This is a genomic window from Reinekea sp., assembly GCF_046710285.1.
Taxonomy (GTDB): domain Bacteria; phylum Pseudomonadota; class Gammaproteobacteria; order Pseudomonadales; family Natronospirillaceae; genus Reinekea.
On the sequence record NZ_JBKEGY010000015.1, the window covers coordinates 13175 to 31097 of the forward strand.

A 17923-nucleotide genomic window follows, 5' to 3' on the forward strand; every position below is an offset into this window, starting at 1 on the left:
CGTCATATGAGAGTTGTTCATTAATATGAATCAAAATTATTCTATTTCGTTAGCGTTGTCTAAACAAGTTGTGTCTAGAGCGTTAAAGGTGGCTTTGATTGTTGGCACTATGTTGGCGCTGATTAATCATGGTGAAAGGATTTTTACCTTGACGTTGTCTAATGAAGATCTCTTAAAAGTTATTCTTACATATCTCGTCCCGTATGGTGTTTCTACTTGGTCAGCGGTTCAAGCTCTGCGAGCTAACGGATCGTAATTTATAATACCCAATAATATAAAAGAGAAACCATTATGTATCGTAGCGTGTTATTGGCTTTAACCGTCATTCTAACCGGTTGCGTTTCTACATATCCTATCCCGGAGCAGGGGGTAGACTTCACTTTAGATCGTTGCACGCCTTTTTTAAATTGTGTTTCGAGTGAGTCAGTCGTTTTCCTGTATAAAATTGATTCAATTGCGTTAGTGGAAAAGCTTACGCCTGCCAACTGGCAAAAAATACAAGATGCCGCATTAACGATTCAAGGTGCGACCCTAAAAGAAACGCGTTTTGGTTATTTGGACATGGTTTGCAAAAGCAGTGTGATTGGTTTTCCAGATTACTTTGAAGTTTTAGTTGAGCCAGATCAGAGGTCACTCGCGGTCAGATCACAATCTTTGTTAGGGCTTTATGATATGGGCGTAAATCGGAATAGAGTCGAAACTTTCAGAAAGATACTTCAAAAGCAGGGTATTGCTAAAGTTGTAAAGGCAGCTGCAAGTTTATAGTTGTAAGCTGCAAGTAAGTTCCAAAAATTCAGGTCAAAGTTTATGGCCTAGATTTTTGAGTAATGGGTCTATTCTCATTATTATAGAGACTGGAGGCTTGCTGCTAGTTCAAGTATGGAAATAATCGAAAGTAGCCATATGGTTTTGACCCACAGCCCGCAGCTTAAAAAACGCCCCTAAGACAACCTCTGCTTGAAATCCTCATAACCAAACTCTTTAATCACTTTTAGCTCGTTCGTTTCAGAGTTCCAAACCGCGAGTGCGGGTAATTTGGTGCCATTAAAAGTTGAGGTTTTCACCATGGTGTAGTGCGCCATGTCTTCAAAAATTAACCGTTGGCCGACTTCTAATGGGGCATCAAAGCTGTAGTCGTCTATCACGTCACCTGCTAAGCAAGTTAGGCCACCGAGACGATAGGTGTGTGCTTTTTCGTTGGCTTCGCCTGATCCGGTTATGTCGGGCCTGTAGGGCATTTCTAAGGTGTCTGGCATGTGACAGGTGGCGGAGGTGTCTAAAATGGCCTGTGGCAGTTGATTGAAGGTAATATCAAGTACTTCGGCTACTAATACGCCTGTACCAATCGCTATGGCTTCTCCTGGTTCAATGTATACATCAACGTTATAAGTCGCTTTAAACTGTTTGATGCGGCTAATGAGGCCGTCAACGTTGTAGCCCGGAGCCGTTATGTGGTGACCACCGCCAAAATTGACCCAATCCATTTTATGAAGTAAATGACCAAAGTTTTTTTCTACGGCGTCTAACGTGCGCGATAACGGCTCAAAGCCTTGCTCGCACAGGGTATGAAAATGCAGCCCTGAAATGCCGTCTAAGTTGTCTTGATCGAGCTGCGATAATGGAATACCTAAGCGAGAACCCGGTGCGCAAGGGTCGTAAATGGGTACAGCACCTTCGGAATGTTCAGGGTTAATCCGCAAGCCAAACTTTAACGTAGGCCGTTTTTGCATAGCCTCTTGAATAAGCGGCTGGAAACGCTGCCATTGAGAGTTGCTGTTAAAGACCATGTGATCGGTAAAACCGAGTAGCTCTTGCACGTCGTCTTTCGAAAACGCAGCTGAAAAAACATGCACTTCACCAGGGTAATGCTCTTTACCTAGCTTAGCTTCATGCAACCCACTGGCACAGGTGCCACTTAAAAATTCACCGGTTTTTTCACCAAAATGCCACATTGAAAAGGCTTTTAATGCCGCTAACACCTTCGCACCACTGGCATCGGCCACCTGTTTCAATAGGGTCAGGTTACGCTCCAGCGCTACTTCATCAACAACGAAGCAGGGCGAGGGCAGTTGTTCTAGATCTAGTCTGGTGAAATCAGTGAATTGCATGGTTTTACCTTTAGCTGTCTAAATCAAAGTTATCGAGTTCGATGACCTGCCAAGGTAGGCCGTATTTGTTCATATCTTCCATAAACAAATCTGGATCCATTTGCTCCATGTTCCAAACACCGGGTTTTTTCCAGTGACCTTCAACTATCATCTTCGCGCCGATCATCGCAGGTACGCCAGTGGTGTATGAGATCGCCTGAGACTGCACTTCTTTGTAGCAATCTTGGTGATCTTTAATTTGGTACAAATACATGGTTTTGGTTTTGCCGTCTTTTACGCCTTGAACCACGCATCCAATGCAGGTTTTACCATGTGTACGTTCACCTAATGTTGAAGGGTCAGGTAATAGAGTGCGTAAAAATTGAATAGGTACTATCTGTTGACCATTAAACTCAACCGGTTCAATGCCCGTCATACCTACGTTACCGAGCACTTCTAAATGTTTCAGATAGCTATCGCCGAAACTCATCCAGAACTGAGCACGTTTAATAGTTGGGTAGTGCTTGGTGAGAGACTCTAGCTCTTCATGATACATACGGTAGATATTATAAGTACCGACTTCTTCTGGGCAGGTGAATTCTGCTTTTTTAGACATCGCCGGTGTTTCAATAAATTCACCATCTTCCCAGTGACGACATTCTGCTGTTACTTCACGGATGTTGATTTCTGGGTTGAAGTTTGTGGCGAATGGATAGCCGTGATCGCCACCGTTTACATCGATGATATCTAGTGTGTGAATTTCATCAAAGTAGTGTTTTGCCAAGTAAGCCGTAAACATATTGGTCGCACCTGGGTCAAACCCACTGCCCAGTAATGCAGTTAAACCGGCTTGTTCAAACTTTTCTTGGTACGCCCACTGCCAATGATATTCAAATTTTGCAGTATCGAGTGGTTCGTAATTGGCTGTATCCATATAGTGAACGCCGGCTTCTAAACAGGCATCCATGATAGTTAAATCTTGGTAAGGCAGCGCGACGTTGATAACCAGCTCAGGCTTTTCCTTTTTAAGTAGGGCAACCAGTTCGGGTACGTTATCGGCATCAACTTGTGCAGTGGTGATTGGTCGAGTCAGCGTTGCAGCAATAGCGTCACATTTAGATAGCGTTCGACTTGCTAGAACGACTTCGGTAAATACTTCATTGAGTTGAGCTACCTTGTGGGCAACAACATTGCCGACGCCGCCAGCGCCAATAATCATAACTTTAGCCATTATCTTTTCCTTTTATCGAGGACGAGTTGGATACCTATTGGGTTAATCTTACGTTAATTGTTGATTAATCATAGCCAATTTTAGGGAGCGCGAATTTAAGTAACCACAGTAGAAAACACAAGTGATTTTTTGGCATTTACCGTTATGAGGCGTAAATTATTTGACGAAACATCAGAATGGGTGGGTAAAACTGGACAAATATCACAATTTTGACAACTATTTTTATATTTGTGCGAAAAATGTGCAGTAGGTGGTGTTTTTTAAAATTATAAGCTCTATTATATACCTCGCTGTAAGGCAGCTATAGCCTGAGCTAAATCGAATTTATAGTGCTTATGGTTTGTTTATAAGTGAATATTATTCATTAATGTTTGTATGATAAATATACAGAAATTAGGTGAAAGCTGAACTACAGTAAATTTAACGGCTAGAAAATAGTCTAGCTATTAGTAAATTGAACAATACAGATGAATGTTAAAGGAATTAAAAATGAACCGTAACGACCCCGACAGGCCCTCTTTTACTGCTTTTTTTAAGGTGGTAGCGAAAGCGCCTAAAACACGTGATTTATCAAATCGTAATGCCTTAAAGCAGATTTCTAATCCAGAAGTAAGAGACCAACTGTCTATTGAGGGTGTTGCCGTTCTTAGTGATAACTAAACGTCACACAACAAATAGTGAAAGGGCAGCTGTTCTAGCTGCCTTCCAAGTACCTTATTTACTTTTTTCTAGTTAAATAAGTCTATTTTCGAGAAAACCTAAATATTTCCTGCTATTGGGCGATAACCTGTTTGAGATGAATCGGATAGGTTGCTATGACTCAATCAGTAAAAAGTATTCTAAAATCGACTTTCTATGTCAGCCTGTTGGGTATGCCCGCTTTAGCGGCTGAGTTTGGCGTGGATGGTAGCTTTGCAAGCTCGCCCATTGTGAACGCGTGGGGCATCGGTACTCATGCGCAAATTATCTCTGATCAAGGCGTCGGCTTGGACTTAGGTGTTCGATACTTCAATGACCTTACTTACACTAGTGACAGTTATGGTGTGCTCGATCAAGATGCCTTTACGCAATTAGAAATTGCAGGATTGAAGCAATGGGGCGATAAAGGCGTGCGTGTGCAAGTTTTAGCGGGTGGTTTGTTTTCTGGTACCGACGTTGCGACATCAGGCGGGACGATAATAGAACAGTACGATTTAGGATATCGTGTAGATGCGGGTATCAGTGTCCCTGTATTTACTCATTTTAGAGCATTTGCCGAAGGCGGCTATCAAGCTTGGCCTTCGACTGAAATGCCTGGCAGCATGCGTTGGCGATATGGCCTTCGGTTAAACTTTGGTGGTAATGATGTTCTACCGTTAGAGGCCGTTGAAAAACAACAAGCGCAAGAAGTTGCTGAGAAAGAAGCCCAAGAATTAGCAAACCCAAGTATGACGATTGATACTCGAGTACCTCAATATATTCCCAATAATATGAGCGAATCGTTACCACCTATTATTGAACTTGCAGAATTGTGCAAGTGCTTCCCTGCGGGGCCGTATACATTGCAGTTGGGTGAATTTAAAAATATGAATCAAGCAATTCGAAGTTTGGAGTATCGTGGTTTACGACAGTTTTTTAATTCCCGTGCGTTCCAAAAGAATCCATTGCCTGTGTTTTTAGCAGAAGTAGACGATTACGGTGCAGTTGCTATCTTTTTAGGTGAAGTCACTGAATTGACAGAGCTTCGATACTGGCGTCACGAGTTAAAGAAAAATGGCTTGAGTGCGCGTTTACGCAAGGTGGTTGGTACCAATGGTGAGCGTGTTGATAACCCAATGATGGCTTTTGATCCTGCTTTTGTTGAGCCTGAAGTTACCTATACGGCTGAAGAAGTCGCCAGAATGAATTCGCTGCCTGGTGACTCTGGTTCTAATGTTGTGGACGTTGAAGCTATAAACCGAGTGCCAACTGGCAAGGCCAAGCCAATGGTTGATGCGGTAAAGGCTAATGCGGTTCAAGATAAAAAAATGATCGTCAACGGCTATGTGCAGGTTGGGCCATTGCCAATGTCTCAGTTATTGTCGCTAATTGAGACAGACTCTTTTAAACGAATTCTTGGTCGCGATGAAACTTTAAATTTACCCGTTACTATGGCCATGGATTGGGATGAAACACGACAAGAAGCCTGGCTAAACTTCTCAGGTTTTGAAAGTACCTACGCACAAGATATCTGGTTGACGATGTTTGAAGCACAGGGTTATGCCGCTAGGTCGCTAAATGAAGTTAATCGGTTGTTGGGAGATATATACGGCTTTACGCTAGGCGCAGAAATATCTAAGTATAGTGTTGAAATAGAGCGCTCTGCTTCAAACATCCAAATTTTAGAAAGCTTACGTTCGCCTGAAGTCCTGTGGTTCGAAGCTTATCAGCGCATAAATGAACGGCCCGTGACTCTGAGTCTTAACTGGTTTGAAGCTGACAGCCGCTATCGCATAGTTGTTGCCAATGTTAAAACTAAGGCTGAGCAAACCCAAATTTGGACAAGCTTGTCCGCCGTTGGTCTGATGCCATCGCTGGCTGAGCAGTGATTGACTCACAGCGGTAATTTATAGACTATGGCGCCCCAAATTAAACATAGGTGGCGCCGGTGGAAGTAAGTCTCGAACTTATTGTTGTCTTGTTTGCAGTCGCGGCAATTGCCGGTTGGGTCGATACCTTAGCCGGTGGTGGCGGGCTGATTGTTTTGCCGGTATTAATGATGACGGGTATATCTCCCGTAGCTGCGCTTGCTACCAATAAATGCCAAGGATTTGTCGGCACCTTTACGGCAACCATCACCCTAATTACCAAACGAAAACTCAGTACGGACGGTTTATTGCCATTAATGCTGATGAGTGGGGTTGGTGCTGCAATCGGAACGGTGCTGATTCAGTTGATAGACACCCAATGGCTAAGCTGGGCAGTGCCTGTTTTGTTGGTGTTTGTTGCGTTGTACTTCTTATTAAGCCCGAACTTAGGCGCTGTCGAAAAAAAGCCAAAGCTAAGCCACAATCAATGGAAAAACTCAGCAGTACCGTTAATAGGTTTTTATGATGGTTTTTTTGGACCGGGCACCGGTTCATTTTTTGCCGCCAGCAGCGTTATGTTACGCGGGAAAAACTTAATAGATGCCACGGTCATGGCTAAGCCTCTTAATTTCACCTCAAATATTGCATCGCTGGTTGTGTTCGCCTTTGGCGGGCAAGTACTTTGGAAGGTCGGTGCCATAATGATGTTGGGACAATTGTTAGGCGCGTTTATTGGCACTCATACAATTTTTTGGGGCGGTGCTAAGTTGATCAGACCATTGGTCATACTAATGTGCGTGGCAATGTCTATTAAGCAAATCCTAGCGTTGCTCTGATTAGTGGTCCAGCTTTTGAATAATATGTGCGCCGGTTATTAGCATTTTAATCGCGATGACCATGCTATCAATTAGCTCTTGGTGTTTTTCTGCCGGCATATCTAGTGCATCTGAGCCCATAGAAAACACAAGCCTAGTGATAGATGTCGCAACAATGTCGGGCCGATAGGGAGCTTTATTGGTTTTTTTAGCGATAGCTTCTAAGTCATCGGCTAATTCTTGCTCAAAATAAGCCAGCTGCTCACGCACAGCCTCTTTAAAACTATCTGACCCGACAATGCCTTCTCGCAGTAATAGTGGTAAATACTGGCCGTCTGCATAAATTTGATGAATAAAGGTTTCGACAGACATGCGAACAATGCCTTTATTGAGTTCACTTGCCTTGTAGCGAGCTTCTCCAATTAATGTTCTTAGGGTCGAACCGGCTAGTTCAATTGCGCTAATTGCAAGAGTTTCTGTGTTGTCGAAGTGGCGATAGAAGCTGTTAGGGGCAATACCGGCTTCACGAGTAATTTCACGTAAACTTAAAGAAGAGACACTGCGATTTGGCCCCACTAAACGCATAGCGGCGGCAATGATATCTTCTCTGTTGATGGTGGCTTTACGCCCAGCGGTGCGTTTTTCTTGCGGTTGAACAATGTTCACAGATATTCCTTCACTACGTAACTGGTCTATTATACTACCTCGAAAGGCAGATACTGTCTTCTATTGATTAATAGACAACTGTATAGATAAAGTTATACTGAATAGATGGTTATTAGGGTATTTTGAGTATGAATAAATTTGTAAAGTTGTTGTCTACTGCGCGAGATATGGTTCTTCCCGCGCATGTGTATGACTTTTGGTGTGAAGAATTAGGTTTGTTAGCTCGGCGTGAACGAGTAGTGGCCAAAGTGGTTAAAGTTGTTCAGGAGTCTTCAGATTCCGTATCGTTATGGCTCAAGCCAAATGGTAATTTTAAAGGTATTCAGCCTGGGCAACATATCAATATCGGTGTTGAAATCGATGGCCGTCGCTTACATCGCAGTTACTCGGTTTCCCGAGTGAAAGGCGGTCGTTTCCGAATTACAACTCGGCAAGTTAGTCAGGGTAAAGTGAGTAACTTTTTAAATCATCATGCTAAAAAGAGCATGCAGGTTCATCTAGGTGAAGTTTATGGTGATGTTTCAATGGCCACCTTCGAGCAAAAGCCAGCGCTGTTTTTAGCGGGTGGCATTGGTATTACGCCAATCATTAGTATGCTTGAAGCTTGGGCGACCAGTATTCGAGATCATCCGGTAGAATTAATGTACTGGGGTAAGTCTGAAAAAGACCTTGCCTTTATTAAGCGGCTTAAAAAAATAGCCAGCCAAAACGAATGGTTTCGTTTACATGTGATTGAAACTGAATTTATTGAGCGTAATGAAGATGGCACTCCAAAGCTGTTAGCGGAGTCTTCACAATGGTTTGAAGATTTAAAAAAGCGCTTACCTAACTTTGAGGCTTTTGCTTGTGGTAACGATGGTTTTGTAAGTCAATTAAAAGATCGTTTGCAACCCTGGGTGAATAACTTTTCGTTTGAATCTTTTTCTCCAGCTTTTGTGACCACAACCGCAGGTGCCCCGATACAAGTTAACCTAACCAAACAGCGCCGCAGTGTGACTATTCCAAGTGGTATGAATTTACTGCATGCTCTCGAACAAGCGGGCGTTTCCATTGCCAGCGGTTGCCGCAGAGGCACTTGTAACACCTGTACCTGTAAAAAAGTCAGCGGTTTGGTTCAAGACCAGCAAGATAAGCGTGTTCATGCTGAAGACGATGCCATGTTTAAACCTTGTATGCATGCCGCTATCAGCGACATCACCTTGGAGCTGTAATGACTGAATATTATAAAAAATTATCCGATGCAGAAACCGAAGCCTTTGGTGCTGAAATAGATGCGCTGAAACTTGATGTTAAAAAAAGCATAGGTGAGCAGGACGCTCGCTACATTCGCAGTATCCATCGTGCTGTTCGCTATACGGCAGTTCTAGGTCGTGGATTATTATTCTTGAGCTTTATTCCAGGTGTTTGGTTTTTAGGCGTGGCATTTTTGTCGTTATCAAAAATACTCGATAACATGGAGCTGGGGCATAACGTAATTCATGGGCAGTTTGATTTCATGGGTGACCCATATTATCAAGGTAAAAACTTTGAGTGGGATATTGCCGGTACCAGTCAAAATTGGCGTGAGACGCATAACTACAAACATCACACTTATACCAATATCGAAGGCCACGATGAAGATATCGGCTACGGTTTTATTCGTGTGTTTGCTGAGCAAAAGTGGAACCCGTGGTATTTATTACAGCCTATCTATACTTTCTTTTTTGCATTTGTATTTGAGTGGGGTGTTGCGCTACAAAATGTGAAGTTTGAGAAAGAGCCGGGTAAAAGTTTGTTCAGGTCTATTGTTGATAACAACCCCGCTGAATTAAAAAAAATGAAGTGGCAAGCCATTAAAGATTATGTTGTGTTCCCAATTTTAGCAGGTCCTTTATTTTTATCGGTTCTTGCAGGTAACGCTGTGGCGAACGTTATTCGTAGCTTGTGGACTTTTACTATTATTTTCTGTGGCCACTTTACAGACAAAGCCCAAGTGTTCCCAGAAAGTGCCATTAACGAGACTCGCAATGGACATTGGTATTTACGTCAAATTCAAGGTTCAAGTAACATTTCTGGCAATAAGTGGTTCCACATTTTAAGTGGTAACCTAAGCCACCAGATAGAGCATCATTTGTTCCCTGAAATACCAGCTAACCGCTACGCTGACCTAGCACCAAAAGTTAAAGAGATTTGCGAACGCTACGGCCAAACCTACAACACCGGCCGCCTATCAAAACAATTCGGCCAAGTATGGTATCGAATCTTCCGCCACGCTTTCCCGTCAAGCGTCGTTGTAAGCTAGTCGTAATTGAAGCTACAGCAAAACGCAGTAGCTTCAGCTTCGTTACTTGTAGGAGCCTTCGTAACAAAGTGAAGAGGCGATTGTTTTAAATCCGAAGCCAGCAGCCATAAACCGTTTTCCCGCCCTGGCACCCAACTAACTTTAAACGGTCGCTGTTCGCGCATCCCTGCGCCGCTAAGCTTCGGCATCCATGCCTCAGATTCCCGTTCAAAGCCAATTGGGCACTAGTGCTCAATATTTAGGTGTTTTGTATTTTACTGACCGCTTGCAGCTGAAAGCTTACGGCTTTTTAAAACCCGCAGCCTTAAACCGTTTTTTCTTTCGAAAAGTTTTAACTGACCCTAAACCATTAAGCCCGGTTGGTATAATACTGCGACTTTCAATGGTCATATGCCAAAGCGCTTCGGTTAAGGGTGTCATTAAAGTCTCGTAACGTTGTTTTCCTTGTGCGATGTCGGCTAGGGTGGCTTCCCATTGTGCGGTCATATCTGGCAAGGTTAATCTTTCGGGTAGTGCATTAATAAAAACACGCCCGGCGGGAGTTGCTGTTATGGTTTTCCCGTTTCGTTGCAAAAAGCCTCGGGTAAACAACAGTTCAATTATATTGGCGCGTGTGGCTTCGGTACCGAGCCCATCAGTGTCTTTTAGTATTTTCCGAATGTTTGAGTCTTTGACGTGGCTGGCGATACCGGTCATCGCAGCGAGCAGGGTGGCATCGGTAAAGTGTGCGGGTGGTGAGGTGTGTTTTTCTTTGATGCTTGCTTGAAGTGATTGTAAGTGTTGTCCCTTTTCTAGCTTTGGTAAAATGGCGGGTTCATCTGAAGACGGTTTTCGCTTTGGAAATACTTGCTGCCAACCTTCAACCAATATTTCTTTCGCGGTGGTTTTGAATTGTCCGCCTGCTATATCAATGTGAACGGTGGTGGCTGCGAATTCATGCTGTGGTAAAAATTGAGCAAGGTAGTTCCGGGCGACTAACCCGTATATTTTGGACTCTTCATTATTTAAGCGGGTGACTGTTTTTTTTGTCGGAATAATTGCATGGTGCGCACTGACTTGTTTGTCGTTCCAAACACGTGTTTTTTGCGTGAATAGAAAGTTAATCTTGCTAAGATCTTTACCATTTAAGTTTGGCAGGCTGCTTTGGATGGCGCTGTATACAGACGGTGCTTCGACATGATGCTCAGTTGGTAAATAGCGGCAATCGGATCGAGGGTAGGTTATGGCTTTATGATTTTCGTATAAATTTTGGCATACATCGAGAACTTGTTTGGCGCTCATTCCAAATGCTTTCCCTGCATCAATTTGTAAAGCAGATAAGCTATAAGGTAGCGGTGCACTTTGTTTTTTAAGCTCTCGCTTCACGTTTTTTACCAGGGCGAGTTGATGGCTAATTCGTTTGGCGACATTGTCTGCTAGGGGTTGTGATAAGTTGCGACCTTGTTCATCTAAAAAGCGCTGGCAAGATTCACTGGGCTGCCATTTAGCTTGAAACTCATCGTCGTTCTCTGTTTTTAAGTTTGCCCATACTTCATAGAAGGGTTGGCTAACAAAGGCGTCTATGGCTTGGTCGCGTTTTACCACTAAGCCTAAAATAGGTGTTTGTACTCGGCCTACTGAAAGCACGCCTTTGTAGCCCGCAGCTTTACCTTGAAGGGTGTAGGCGCGTGTTAAATTTATGCCGAAGAGCCAATCGGCTCGTGACCTGGCCAGTGCGGAGGTTGATAGCGGAATAAATTCGTTGTTATTACGCAAGCTGTTGACGGCTTTTGATACGGCGGCTGGATTTAAATCATTCACTAGGCAACGTAAAACGGGTTTGCTTTTCTTGGTGTCGATAAAATGAATCAGTTCATCGACCAACAACTGACCTTCGCGGTCTGGGTCACCTGCATGGACTAGGATTTCAGCTTGCTTAAAGAGCTTTCGTAATATGCCCACTTGCTTTGCGGTTTTGGCCTTTATTTTTAACTTCCAGTGTTCTGGCACGATGGGCAAATGCTCATGCGACCATTGTTTATAGGCTGGGTCGTAAGCTTCTGGTTCTTGTTGTTCGAGCAAGTGACCCACGCACCAAGAGACCGTATCACCATTAGCGGCAACAATATAACCATCTTCTTTTTTGTGAGGCCTGGGTAAAACGGTGGCAATAGCACGTCCCAGGCTGGGCTTTTCAGCAATAAATAATCGCATTTTATATCAATAGCTGTGTTTATATACAGTATATTAGCCGATGTCTCTGACGATAGAAAGTAAAGCTGTCTAAAGAATCTTTAAGTGGATAGGAGAGCAGGCAGGAAACGTAGGCGTTTTACGCCTGAAGCAAAGGTAGTAAAGTGGCTTTATTTTTACTAAAAAGGAGAGGATGCTTAGGCTTTGTAGCGGTACATGGACGCGAATTGTAAGGAACTAGCTAATGTAAAATGAGTGGCAGTAGTTCAAATTGGACAACTTGGTTGCTTGGTTTAGTTGAAGCTGATATTTATAGGGCGTTCACACAGAAAATTCACGTAGAAAGAGATTATATGAAGAAATCTGACCAGTTCTGGGACCGTATTGCCGAAAAGTATGCCAAAAACCCAGTCTCAGACCAAGAGACTTATCAGGCGAAGCTGAATCAAACGCAAGCTATTCTTTCTTCAAGTATGCGAATTTTAGAGTTTGGTTGTGGAACAGGTTCAACAGCAATACAACATGCACCCTATGTAAAACATATCGATGCGATAGATATCTCGCAAAACATGATTGAGATAGGGCGTAAAAGGGCTGTTGAGAGCCATATTGAAAATATTACATTCACACGAGGCACGCTAATGGAGTTTAATGCTCCTTCTGACAGTTTGGATGCTGTTCTGGGTCTAAATGTAATTCACCTATTACCTGATAGAAGCTCTGTGCTTGAAGACGTCGCTCGAATACTTAAACCTGGCGGCTTTTTTATCAGTAGCTCTGCTTGCCTTGGTGGCTCTTACTTTCGTTTTTTAAAGCTGTTTGCGCCGTTTGGAAAATTGCTTGGGTTAATGCCCGATGTGTTTGTTTTTACCGAGTCTAAGTTAGTAGACGAGATTAAGAACTTAGGCTTTTCAATTGAAACGCAATGGAGTCATGGAACCAAGGGGATAAGTGTTTTCATTATTGCGCGTAAACTATAAATGCTAAGAAAATCAGATATTACTAGCGCTATGCTTTGTCGTGGTTTCTATTTCACAAGATTAAATACAATTTTTCAGGATAAGGTATGCGTTTTTTAATAATTGGTGCTGGCGGTATTGGTTGTTATTACGGTGCACGACTGCAAACGGCAGGGCACTCTGTTACCTATTTGGCCCGTGGAGAGCATTTACAGACATTAGAGCAACAAGGTCTTAAGGTTAATCACAGTGACTTTGATTTTAATGGGCGGGTAGACGCGTACAGTCTCAAAAAGCTGGTGAAAGTAAAATCTTGTGATCAGTTCGACCTAATAATATTAACCACAAAAGGTGGATCAACTGCGGCAATTCTAAATGGCTTAAAAACCTGGCTCAGCTCAGGCACTACGCCTTTTTTATCATTACAAAATGGTGTAGATAATGAGCCATTCATTTCTGCAGTAATCGGAGAGCACCGAACTTTAGGTGGACTAGCGGTTCGAATTGGAGGTCACATTACAGCACCCGGGATAGTCGATGTAAAAGGGGTTGCTCAGATTATTCTAGGGCCTTGGCCAAATTCAAAATCAACGAGTCAGCAAGTGCTTCCGCTGATTAATGAAATAGTGAGTGAATTTAATAAAGCGGGCATTCCGACTCAGATGAGTTTAGATATCCAATATGAGCTTTGGCGTAAGTTAATTATTAATAATGGTGTTAACCCATTGTCAGCTCTGAGTGGGTTAGATACAAAGGCTCTTACATCACATCCTATTTTGAGGAAAACGGTTTATACATTGATGGAAGAAGTTGCCTCCGTTGCAAAAGCTGACGGCGTTTTACTAGGTAAAAATGACGTTGACGAAATGTATAATCTTATTTCAACTTTCGATGCGATAAAAACATCAATGCTGGTTGATAAAGAAAAAGGGCGGCTACTGGAACTAGATAGTATATGCGGGGCCGTCATTAGTAGGGCTGAAAAATTGGCTATTGATGTGCCGACAACCAATTTGGTGAATGCATTACTCACTTTACAAAAGTAAATGCTTTTCATAATAAACAAGGGGCTTTATGAATGAGCTAGGAACACTGCACTTTTTCATCGGCAAGATGGGAGCTGGAAAAACAACCTACTCAACGAAACTCAGCAAAGAGATTGGTGGAGTGTTGATTTCTGAAGATGAGTGGCTAAATAAATTGTATCCAAATGAAATTAATAATTTCGATGACTTCCTCGTAAGGCATTCTAAATTGTTGGATGTAATAGGTCCACATGTCCAAAAAATTTTGAAGGCAGGCAGCTCAGTGGTATTAGATTTCCCCGCCAATACAATTAAAGATAGGAAACGGTATTTGAATATTGCAAATGAAATTAAGGCTCCGCACGTAGCAACATATCTTAATGTTTCGAACGAATTATGCCTGCTACAGATTGCTAAGCGAAGGCTAGAGCAACCCGATAGGGTTAAATTTGACACGCCGGAAGTGTTTGAAATGGTAACTCAGTACTTTGAAGAACCGAATGAGTCAGAAGGACTAAGCCTTCATATTATGGAGTAAGTAAACCAATTTCTGTGGGTCAGTATGTCAGCCATACAACCTTAAAAAACGTTACTATTAGCTAATCTGTAAAGCGTTAAGGAGTTTAATGTATGAGTATCAATTTGAAAGAAGTCGATGGAGTAAAAATTCAACAAAAACATAAGGCTTCATGTCACTGTGGTGCAGTTAAGTTCGAACTAGATCTTCCGGATGGACTCATTGATGTTAGACGTTGTGATTGTTCATTGTGCAGTAGAAGAGGCGCAATAGCGGCTTCAATTCCGCTGTCGGGAATTCATGTTATCAAAGGTGCCGAAGTATTGAAGCTTTATCAATTTAACACTAAAACAGCCAAGCACTTTTTTTGCAGAAACTGTGGTATTTATACTCATCATCAACGACGTTCAAACCCGACTCAATATGGTTTTAATGTAGCCTGCCTTGAAGGGATAAATCCATTGAAAATAATAAATATTCCGACATACGACGGCGTTAACCATCCAGCAGATGTAAGTTAATCCTATTACCTTAAGGGAAACTATGACTAAGCCAGATCATCTAAGTAAAGAAATTGGCGACCAGTTTGGTGACAGTAGTATCGTCGATCATTACGGTTACAGGCCAAACTATACGGCAGAAGTAATAGATTACCTTTCCCATTGTTTAAAAATTCACGCAATGAGTGTATTGGATATTGGCTCAGGCACTGGTGAGATTTCAATCCCTTTATCTAAACAAGGTCACTGTGTTGTCGGTGTTGATCCGTCAAAGGCAATGGTGAAAGCGGCTGTAGCAAAAGGTTCAAAAGTCAGTTTTGTGAACGCCTATATTGAACAATTTGAATCCGATGTGACATTTGATTTAATTGTGGCCGCTAACAGTATTCACTGGGCTGATTGGGATAAAACCTTTCCGCTGCTGAAAGGCTTATCAAAGCCTCAAACCAAAATGGCTATTGTGACTGGAGGTGACTTAATTGTCGATACCATTAATAGTGAGGTTATTCAGTTAATACAGGCTTATTCAACAACAAAGAACTTTAAACCCTATTCGGTTGTGACGATTTTAGAAGACGCGGGTCATATCAAAAACACAGTCACCCAAACAATGCCTATTGTCGAAGTGACTCAAAAGACAACAGAGTACATCGCTTCATATCATGCTCGAAATGGTTTCAGTGTTGAGAGAATGGGTGAAAAGTTAGCAAAAGAGTTTGATAATAAGTTAGAGTCTTTATTACAAGCGAATGGTTTCCCAGAGACGGTAACGGGGACGGTCACTTTTTGTGTCACTTTGGCCGATATTAACTAACCGATTTTTCAAACGAAACCTTATATTAAATGAAAATACATAGTGACTAAATTGACACCAAAGAGCAATGAGATCATTTTCCGTATACGGTTTGATCTTTTTAACTGGTTATCGCTTTCACGAATTCGAGGAAATATGGATGCTAGAGCACAACTCACCGGACATGCAAAAAATAATGGTGCAAGAAAAATCGTTAAAACTTCCCGGTGGCAAAACCTTCAAATGTGCAGTCGGGCGTGCCGGTATTCGTCTTGATAAAGTTGAAGGTGATGGCGCAACACCGGCGGGTTTAATGCCTTTACGTCATGTATTTTACCGAGCTGATCGTGTTACCAAACCAAACACCCAATTACCCGTTTGCGCTATGCATGAAGCTGATGCTTGGGTAGATCAGCCTGACCACCCAAAATATAATATGCACACCCGATTACCATTACCAAATGGTGTCTCTCATGAACGTATGTGGCGTGAAAGTCCGTTATATGATGTGGTCGTGGTTTTAGGTTATAACGATGATCCAGTTGTAGCCAATAAGGGTAGTGCTGTGTTTATGCATATAGCTCGTGATAATTATGGCGGATCAGCAGGGTGTATAACCTTATCGTTAAATGATTTGTTATGGGTATTAAAGGAAGTAAAGCTTGGTGATTTCCTTTATGTTGAAAGTGAAACAGATTGACTGGCTTTTAATCCCGTAAAAAATTTACTGACAGACTTCTTGGGTGTTTTACAGAGCTTTTGGATTGCCGAGAAGGGCAGCTCATCTAATTCATATTGGTTACGAATGTCGGATAAAATACTTAACCATAATTTTGCCGTCATCTCGGAATCGTATAAGGCTCTGTGGTATGCGCCTGTTGATTCAATATTGCAGTAATCGACCAAGGTGCCTAACTTATGATTGGGTGCATTTTGAAATATACGACGAGATACCAATAATGAGCAGGCAAATTGACCTGAATAGCGGTGACCAATGCGGTTAAACTCAGCATCAAGAAAGCGCTTGTCAAAAGAAGCATTGTGCGCGAGTAAATTACTATCCCCCATGAACTCTGCGAATGAACGCATAACGTCTGCACAGGGTAGAGCCGATGCCAGCATGGCATTGCTGATGCCTGTATACCCCTCAATAAAGGAATCAACCCGACGACCAGGGTTCATCAGCGCTTGAAACTGTTCGGTCATAACACCGTTTTCGATCTTAACTGCACCAATTTCAATAGCACGGTCACCCATATCAGGTGACAAACCAGTGGTTTCGAAATCGAGTACAACGAGCGAATCCGCTCTGCTCATAGTTGGCTCCAAGGTTTTAAATCATTAGTGAAGGGGAATTTTAGGTCGCTGATAATAAGCAAAATACAGCAAGCTCACAATATCGAAGGCTATTGTGCTAGAGAATAGCACCTTACGTATTAACCAAACCGATAAACCGACTTAGTAAACACGATTACAAATGACATTAAGCCTAAGTTTTCAGCCTCATCATCGTTTATAATACTTGTTTTGGCAGATTAGAGAGCAGACTGTGGAATCCCAAGATAAAACCCTTCAATTATTGGATCAATACACCCCAAGCGATGCCTTGGAAGCGGAAGCTCACGCTTTTATACGCAACTTTGTTACACAACAACCTAGGTATTGGGCAAGAGATACCCTCGAAGGCCACCTAACAGCCTCAGCATGGATCACCAATAAAGATCAAAGCAAAGCTGTGTTATTGCATCATAAAAAACTCGATATATGGGTTCAGCCTGGCGGACACGTTGATGACGAAGATAAAACCTTAGCGCAAGCGAGTATGCGTGAAGCCATGGAAGAAACAGGGCTAACCGACTTAGCCTTCCACCAATACGGCATCTTTGATTTAGACGTACATGCAATCCCAGAGCGAAAGAACGAACCCAAACATTGGCATTTAGATGTTCGTTTTTGGCTGGTCGCAAACAACGAAACACTGAATATAAACGAAGAATCAAATGATTTGAAATGGTTAAGCCGTGAAGAAATTGAGGTCTTAACGCAGGAAGAATCGGTATTGCGAATGGTACGGAAGACGTTGTAAGGGGGGGGGGGGGACGCTGCAAGTTTTAAGCTGTCAGCTGAAAGTAAGTTCAAGAGAAGAGAAAGCTGCTGGTTTTGGGCTGCGGGCTGCGGGTAGGTTCAAGAGATAAGATAACTGCAAGTTTTAAGCTGTCAGCTGAAAGTAAGTTCAAAAGAAGAGAAAGCTGCTGGTTTTGGGCTGCGGGCTGCGGGTAGGTTCAAGAGATAAGATAACTGCAAGTTTTAAGCTGTCAGCTGAAAGTAAGT

Annotated in this window: 19 protein-coding genes; 14 read left to right on the forward strand and 5 right to left on the reverse strand. The window is 42.6% G+C overall.

Translation table 11 applies throughout. The features are described from left to right. The first annotated feature begins 25 nt into the window (after window positions 1-25). Together nrtS and ACI882_RS11440 are read left to right on the forward strand one after the other, a co-directional pair. Window positions 26-256, forward strand: a complete 231-nt coding sequence (gene nrtS / locus ACI882_RS11435; protein WP_411745886.1) for a nitrate/nitrite transporter NrtS — start codon at window positions 26-28, stop codon at window positions 254-256. A 35-nt stretch (window positions 257-291) separates the two neighbouring features. Beyond that, window positions 292-765 (forward strand): DUF1499 domain-containing protein, encoded by a 474-nt coding sequence (locus tag ACI882_RS11440; protein WP_411745885.1) that lies wholly within the window; start codon window positions 292-294, stop codon window positions 763-765. 176 nt (window positions 766-941) lie between these two features. Here ACI882_RS11440 and nspC read toward each other — a convergent pair whose 3' ends face one another. Further along, window positions 942-2108 (reverse strand): carboxynorspermidine decarboxylase, encoded by a 1167-nt coding sequence (gene nspC / locus ACI882_RS11445; RefSeq protein ID WP_411745884.1) that lies wholly within the window; start codon window positions 2106-2108, stop codon window positions 942-944. Window positions 2109-2118: 10 nt separating this feature from the next. After that, the gene (locus tag ACI882_RS11450; RefSeq protein ID WP_411745883.1) at window positions 2119-3318 is read right to left on the reverse strand and encodes a saccharopine dehydrogenase family protein; all 1200 of its coding nucleotides are present in this window, start codon (window positions 3316-3318) and stop codon (window positions 2119-2121) included. A gap of 489 nt (window positions 3319-3807) precedes the next feature. Here ACI882_RS11450 and ACI882_RS11455 point away from each other — a divergent pair, with 489 nt between their 5' ends. The 3 genes from ACI882_RS11455 (at window position 3808) to ACI882_RS11465 (ending at window position 6700) form a co-directional block, all read left to right on the forward strand. Beyond that, entirely contained in the window at window positions 3808-3978 is a 171-nt protein-coding gene (locus ACI882_RS11455) for a hypothetical protein (protein WP_411745787.1), read from the forward strand. Between the two features lie 155 nt (window positions 3979-4133). After that, window positions 4134-5885 (forward strand): hypothetical protein, encoded by a 1752-nt coding sequence (locus ACI882_RS11460; RefSeq protein ID WP_411745786.1) that lies wholly within the window; start codon window positions 4134-4136, stop codon window positions 5883-5885. Between the two features lie 59 nt (window positions 5886-5944). After that, window positions 5945-6700: a TSUP family transporter gene (locus ACI882_RS11465; protein WP_411745785.1), complete on the forward strand. Its 756-nt coding sequence runs from the start codon at window positions 5945-5947 to the stop codon at window positions 6698-6700. On the opposite strand, the gene ACI882_RS11470 is transcribed toward ACI882_RS11465, so the two are convergent. Next, a complete protein-coding gene (locus ACI882_RS11470) occupies window positions 6701-7345 on the reverse strand; it encodes a TetR family transcriptional regulator (RefSeq protein ID WP_411745784.1) in 645 nt (214 codons plus the stop codon). A gap of 128 nt (window positions 7346-7473) precedes the next feature. On the opposite strand from ACI882_RS11470, the gene ACI882_RS11475 reads away from it, so the two are divergent. Beyond that, complete coding sequence (locus ACI882_RS11475) at window positions 7474-8556, forward strand: flavin reductase family protein (protein ID WP_411745783.1); 1083 nt, start codon at window positions 7474-7476, stop codon at window positions 8554-8556. After that, window positions 8556-9626, forward strand: a complete 1071-nt coding sequence (locus tag ACI882_RS11480) for a fatty acid desaturase family protein (RefSeq protein ID WP_411745782.1) — start codon at window positions 8556-8558, stop codon at window positions 9624-9626. Before ACI882_RS11475 ends, ACI882_RS11480 begins: the two co-directional genes overlap by 1 nt. A gap of 279 nt (window positions 9627-9905) precedes the next feature. Here the strand turns inward: ACI882_RS11480 and ACI882_RS11485 are convergent, their stop codons facing one another. Beyond that, entirely contained in the window at window positions 9906-11819 is a 1914-nt protein-coding gene (locus tag ACI882_RS11485; RefSeq protein WP_411746894.1) for a DNA topoisomerase III, read from the reverse strand. 230 nt (window positions 11820-12049) lie between these two features. On the opposite strand from ACI882_RS11485, the gene ACI882_RS11490 reads away from it, so the two are divergent. From ACI882_RS11490 to ACI882_RS11515, 6 genes are all read left to right on the forward strand, one after another. Further along, entirely contained in the window at window positions 12050-12778 is a 729-nt protein-coding gene (locus ACI882_RS11490) for a class I SAM-dependent methyltransferase (RefSeq protein ID WP_411746895.1), read from the forward strand. Window positions 12779-12864: 86 nt separating this feature from the next. Beyond that, the gene (locus tag ACI882_RS11495; RefSeq protein ID WP_411746896.1) at window positions 12865-13803 is read left to right on the forward strand and encodes a ketopantoate reductase family protein; all 939 of its coding nucleotides are present in this window, start codon (window positions 12865-12867) and stop codon (window positions 13801-13803) included. 28 nt (window positions 13804-13831) lie between these two features. After that, window positions 13832-14320, forward strand: a complete 489-nt coding sequence (locus ACI882_RS11500; RefSeq protein ID WP_411745964.1) for an AAA family ATPase — start codon at window positions 13832-13834, stop codon at window positions 14318-14320. 92 nt (window positions 14321-14412) lie between these two features. Next, on the forward strand, window positions 14413-14820 hold the full coding sequence (locus ACI882_RS11505) for a GFA family protein (protein ID WP_411745963.1): 408 nt from the start codon (window positions 14413-14415) through the stop codon (window positions 14818-14820). Window positions 14821-14842: 22 nt separating this feature from the next. Further along, window positions 14843-15613 (forward strand): class I SAM-dependent methyltransferase, encoded by a 771-nt coding sequence (locus ACI882_RS11510; protein WP_411745962.1) that lies wholly within the window; start codon window positions 14843-14845, stop codon window positions 15611-15613. Between the two features lie 139 nt (window positions 15614-15752). Continuing rightward, window positions 15753-16292: a L,D-transpeptidase family protein gene (locus tag ACI882_RS11515; protein ID WP_411745961.1), complete on the forward strand. Its 540-nt coding sequence runs from the start codon at window positions 15753-15755 to the stop codon at window positions 16290-16292. Here the strand turns inward: ACI882_RS11515 and ACI882_RS11520 are convergent. After that, window positions 16268-16909: a PolC-type DNA polymerase III gene (locus ACI882_RS11520; protein ID WP_411745960.1), complete on the reverse strand. Its 642-nt coding sequence runs from the start codon at window positions 16907-16909 to the stop codon at window positions 16268-16270. The two genes, ACI882_RS11515 and ACI882_RS11520, sit on opposite strands and share 25 nt — an antisense overlap. 232 nt (window positions 16910-17141) lie before the next feature. Between ACI882_RS11520 and ACI882_RS11525 the strand changes: the two genes are divergently transcribed. Next, window positions 17142-17678 (forward strand): NUDIX hydrolase, encoded by a 537-nt coding sequence (locus ACI882_RS11525; RefSeq protein WP_411745959.1) that lies wholly within the window; start codon window positions 17142-17144, stop codon window positions 17676-17678. Window positions 17679-17923: the final 245 nt, after the last annotated feature.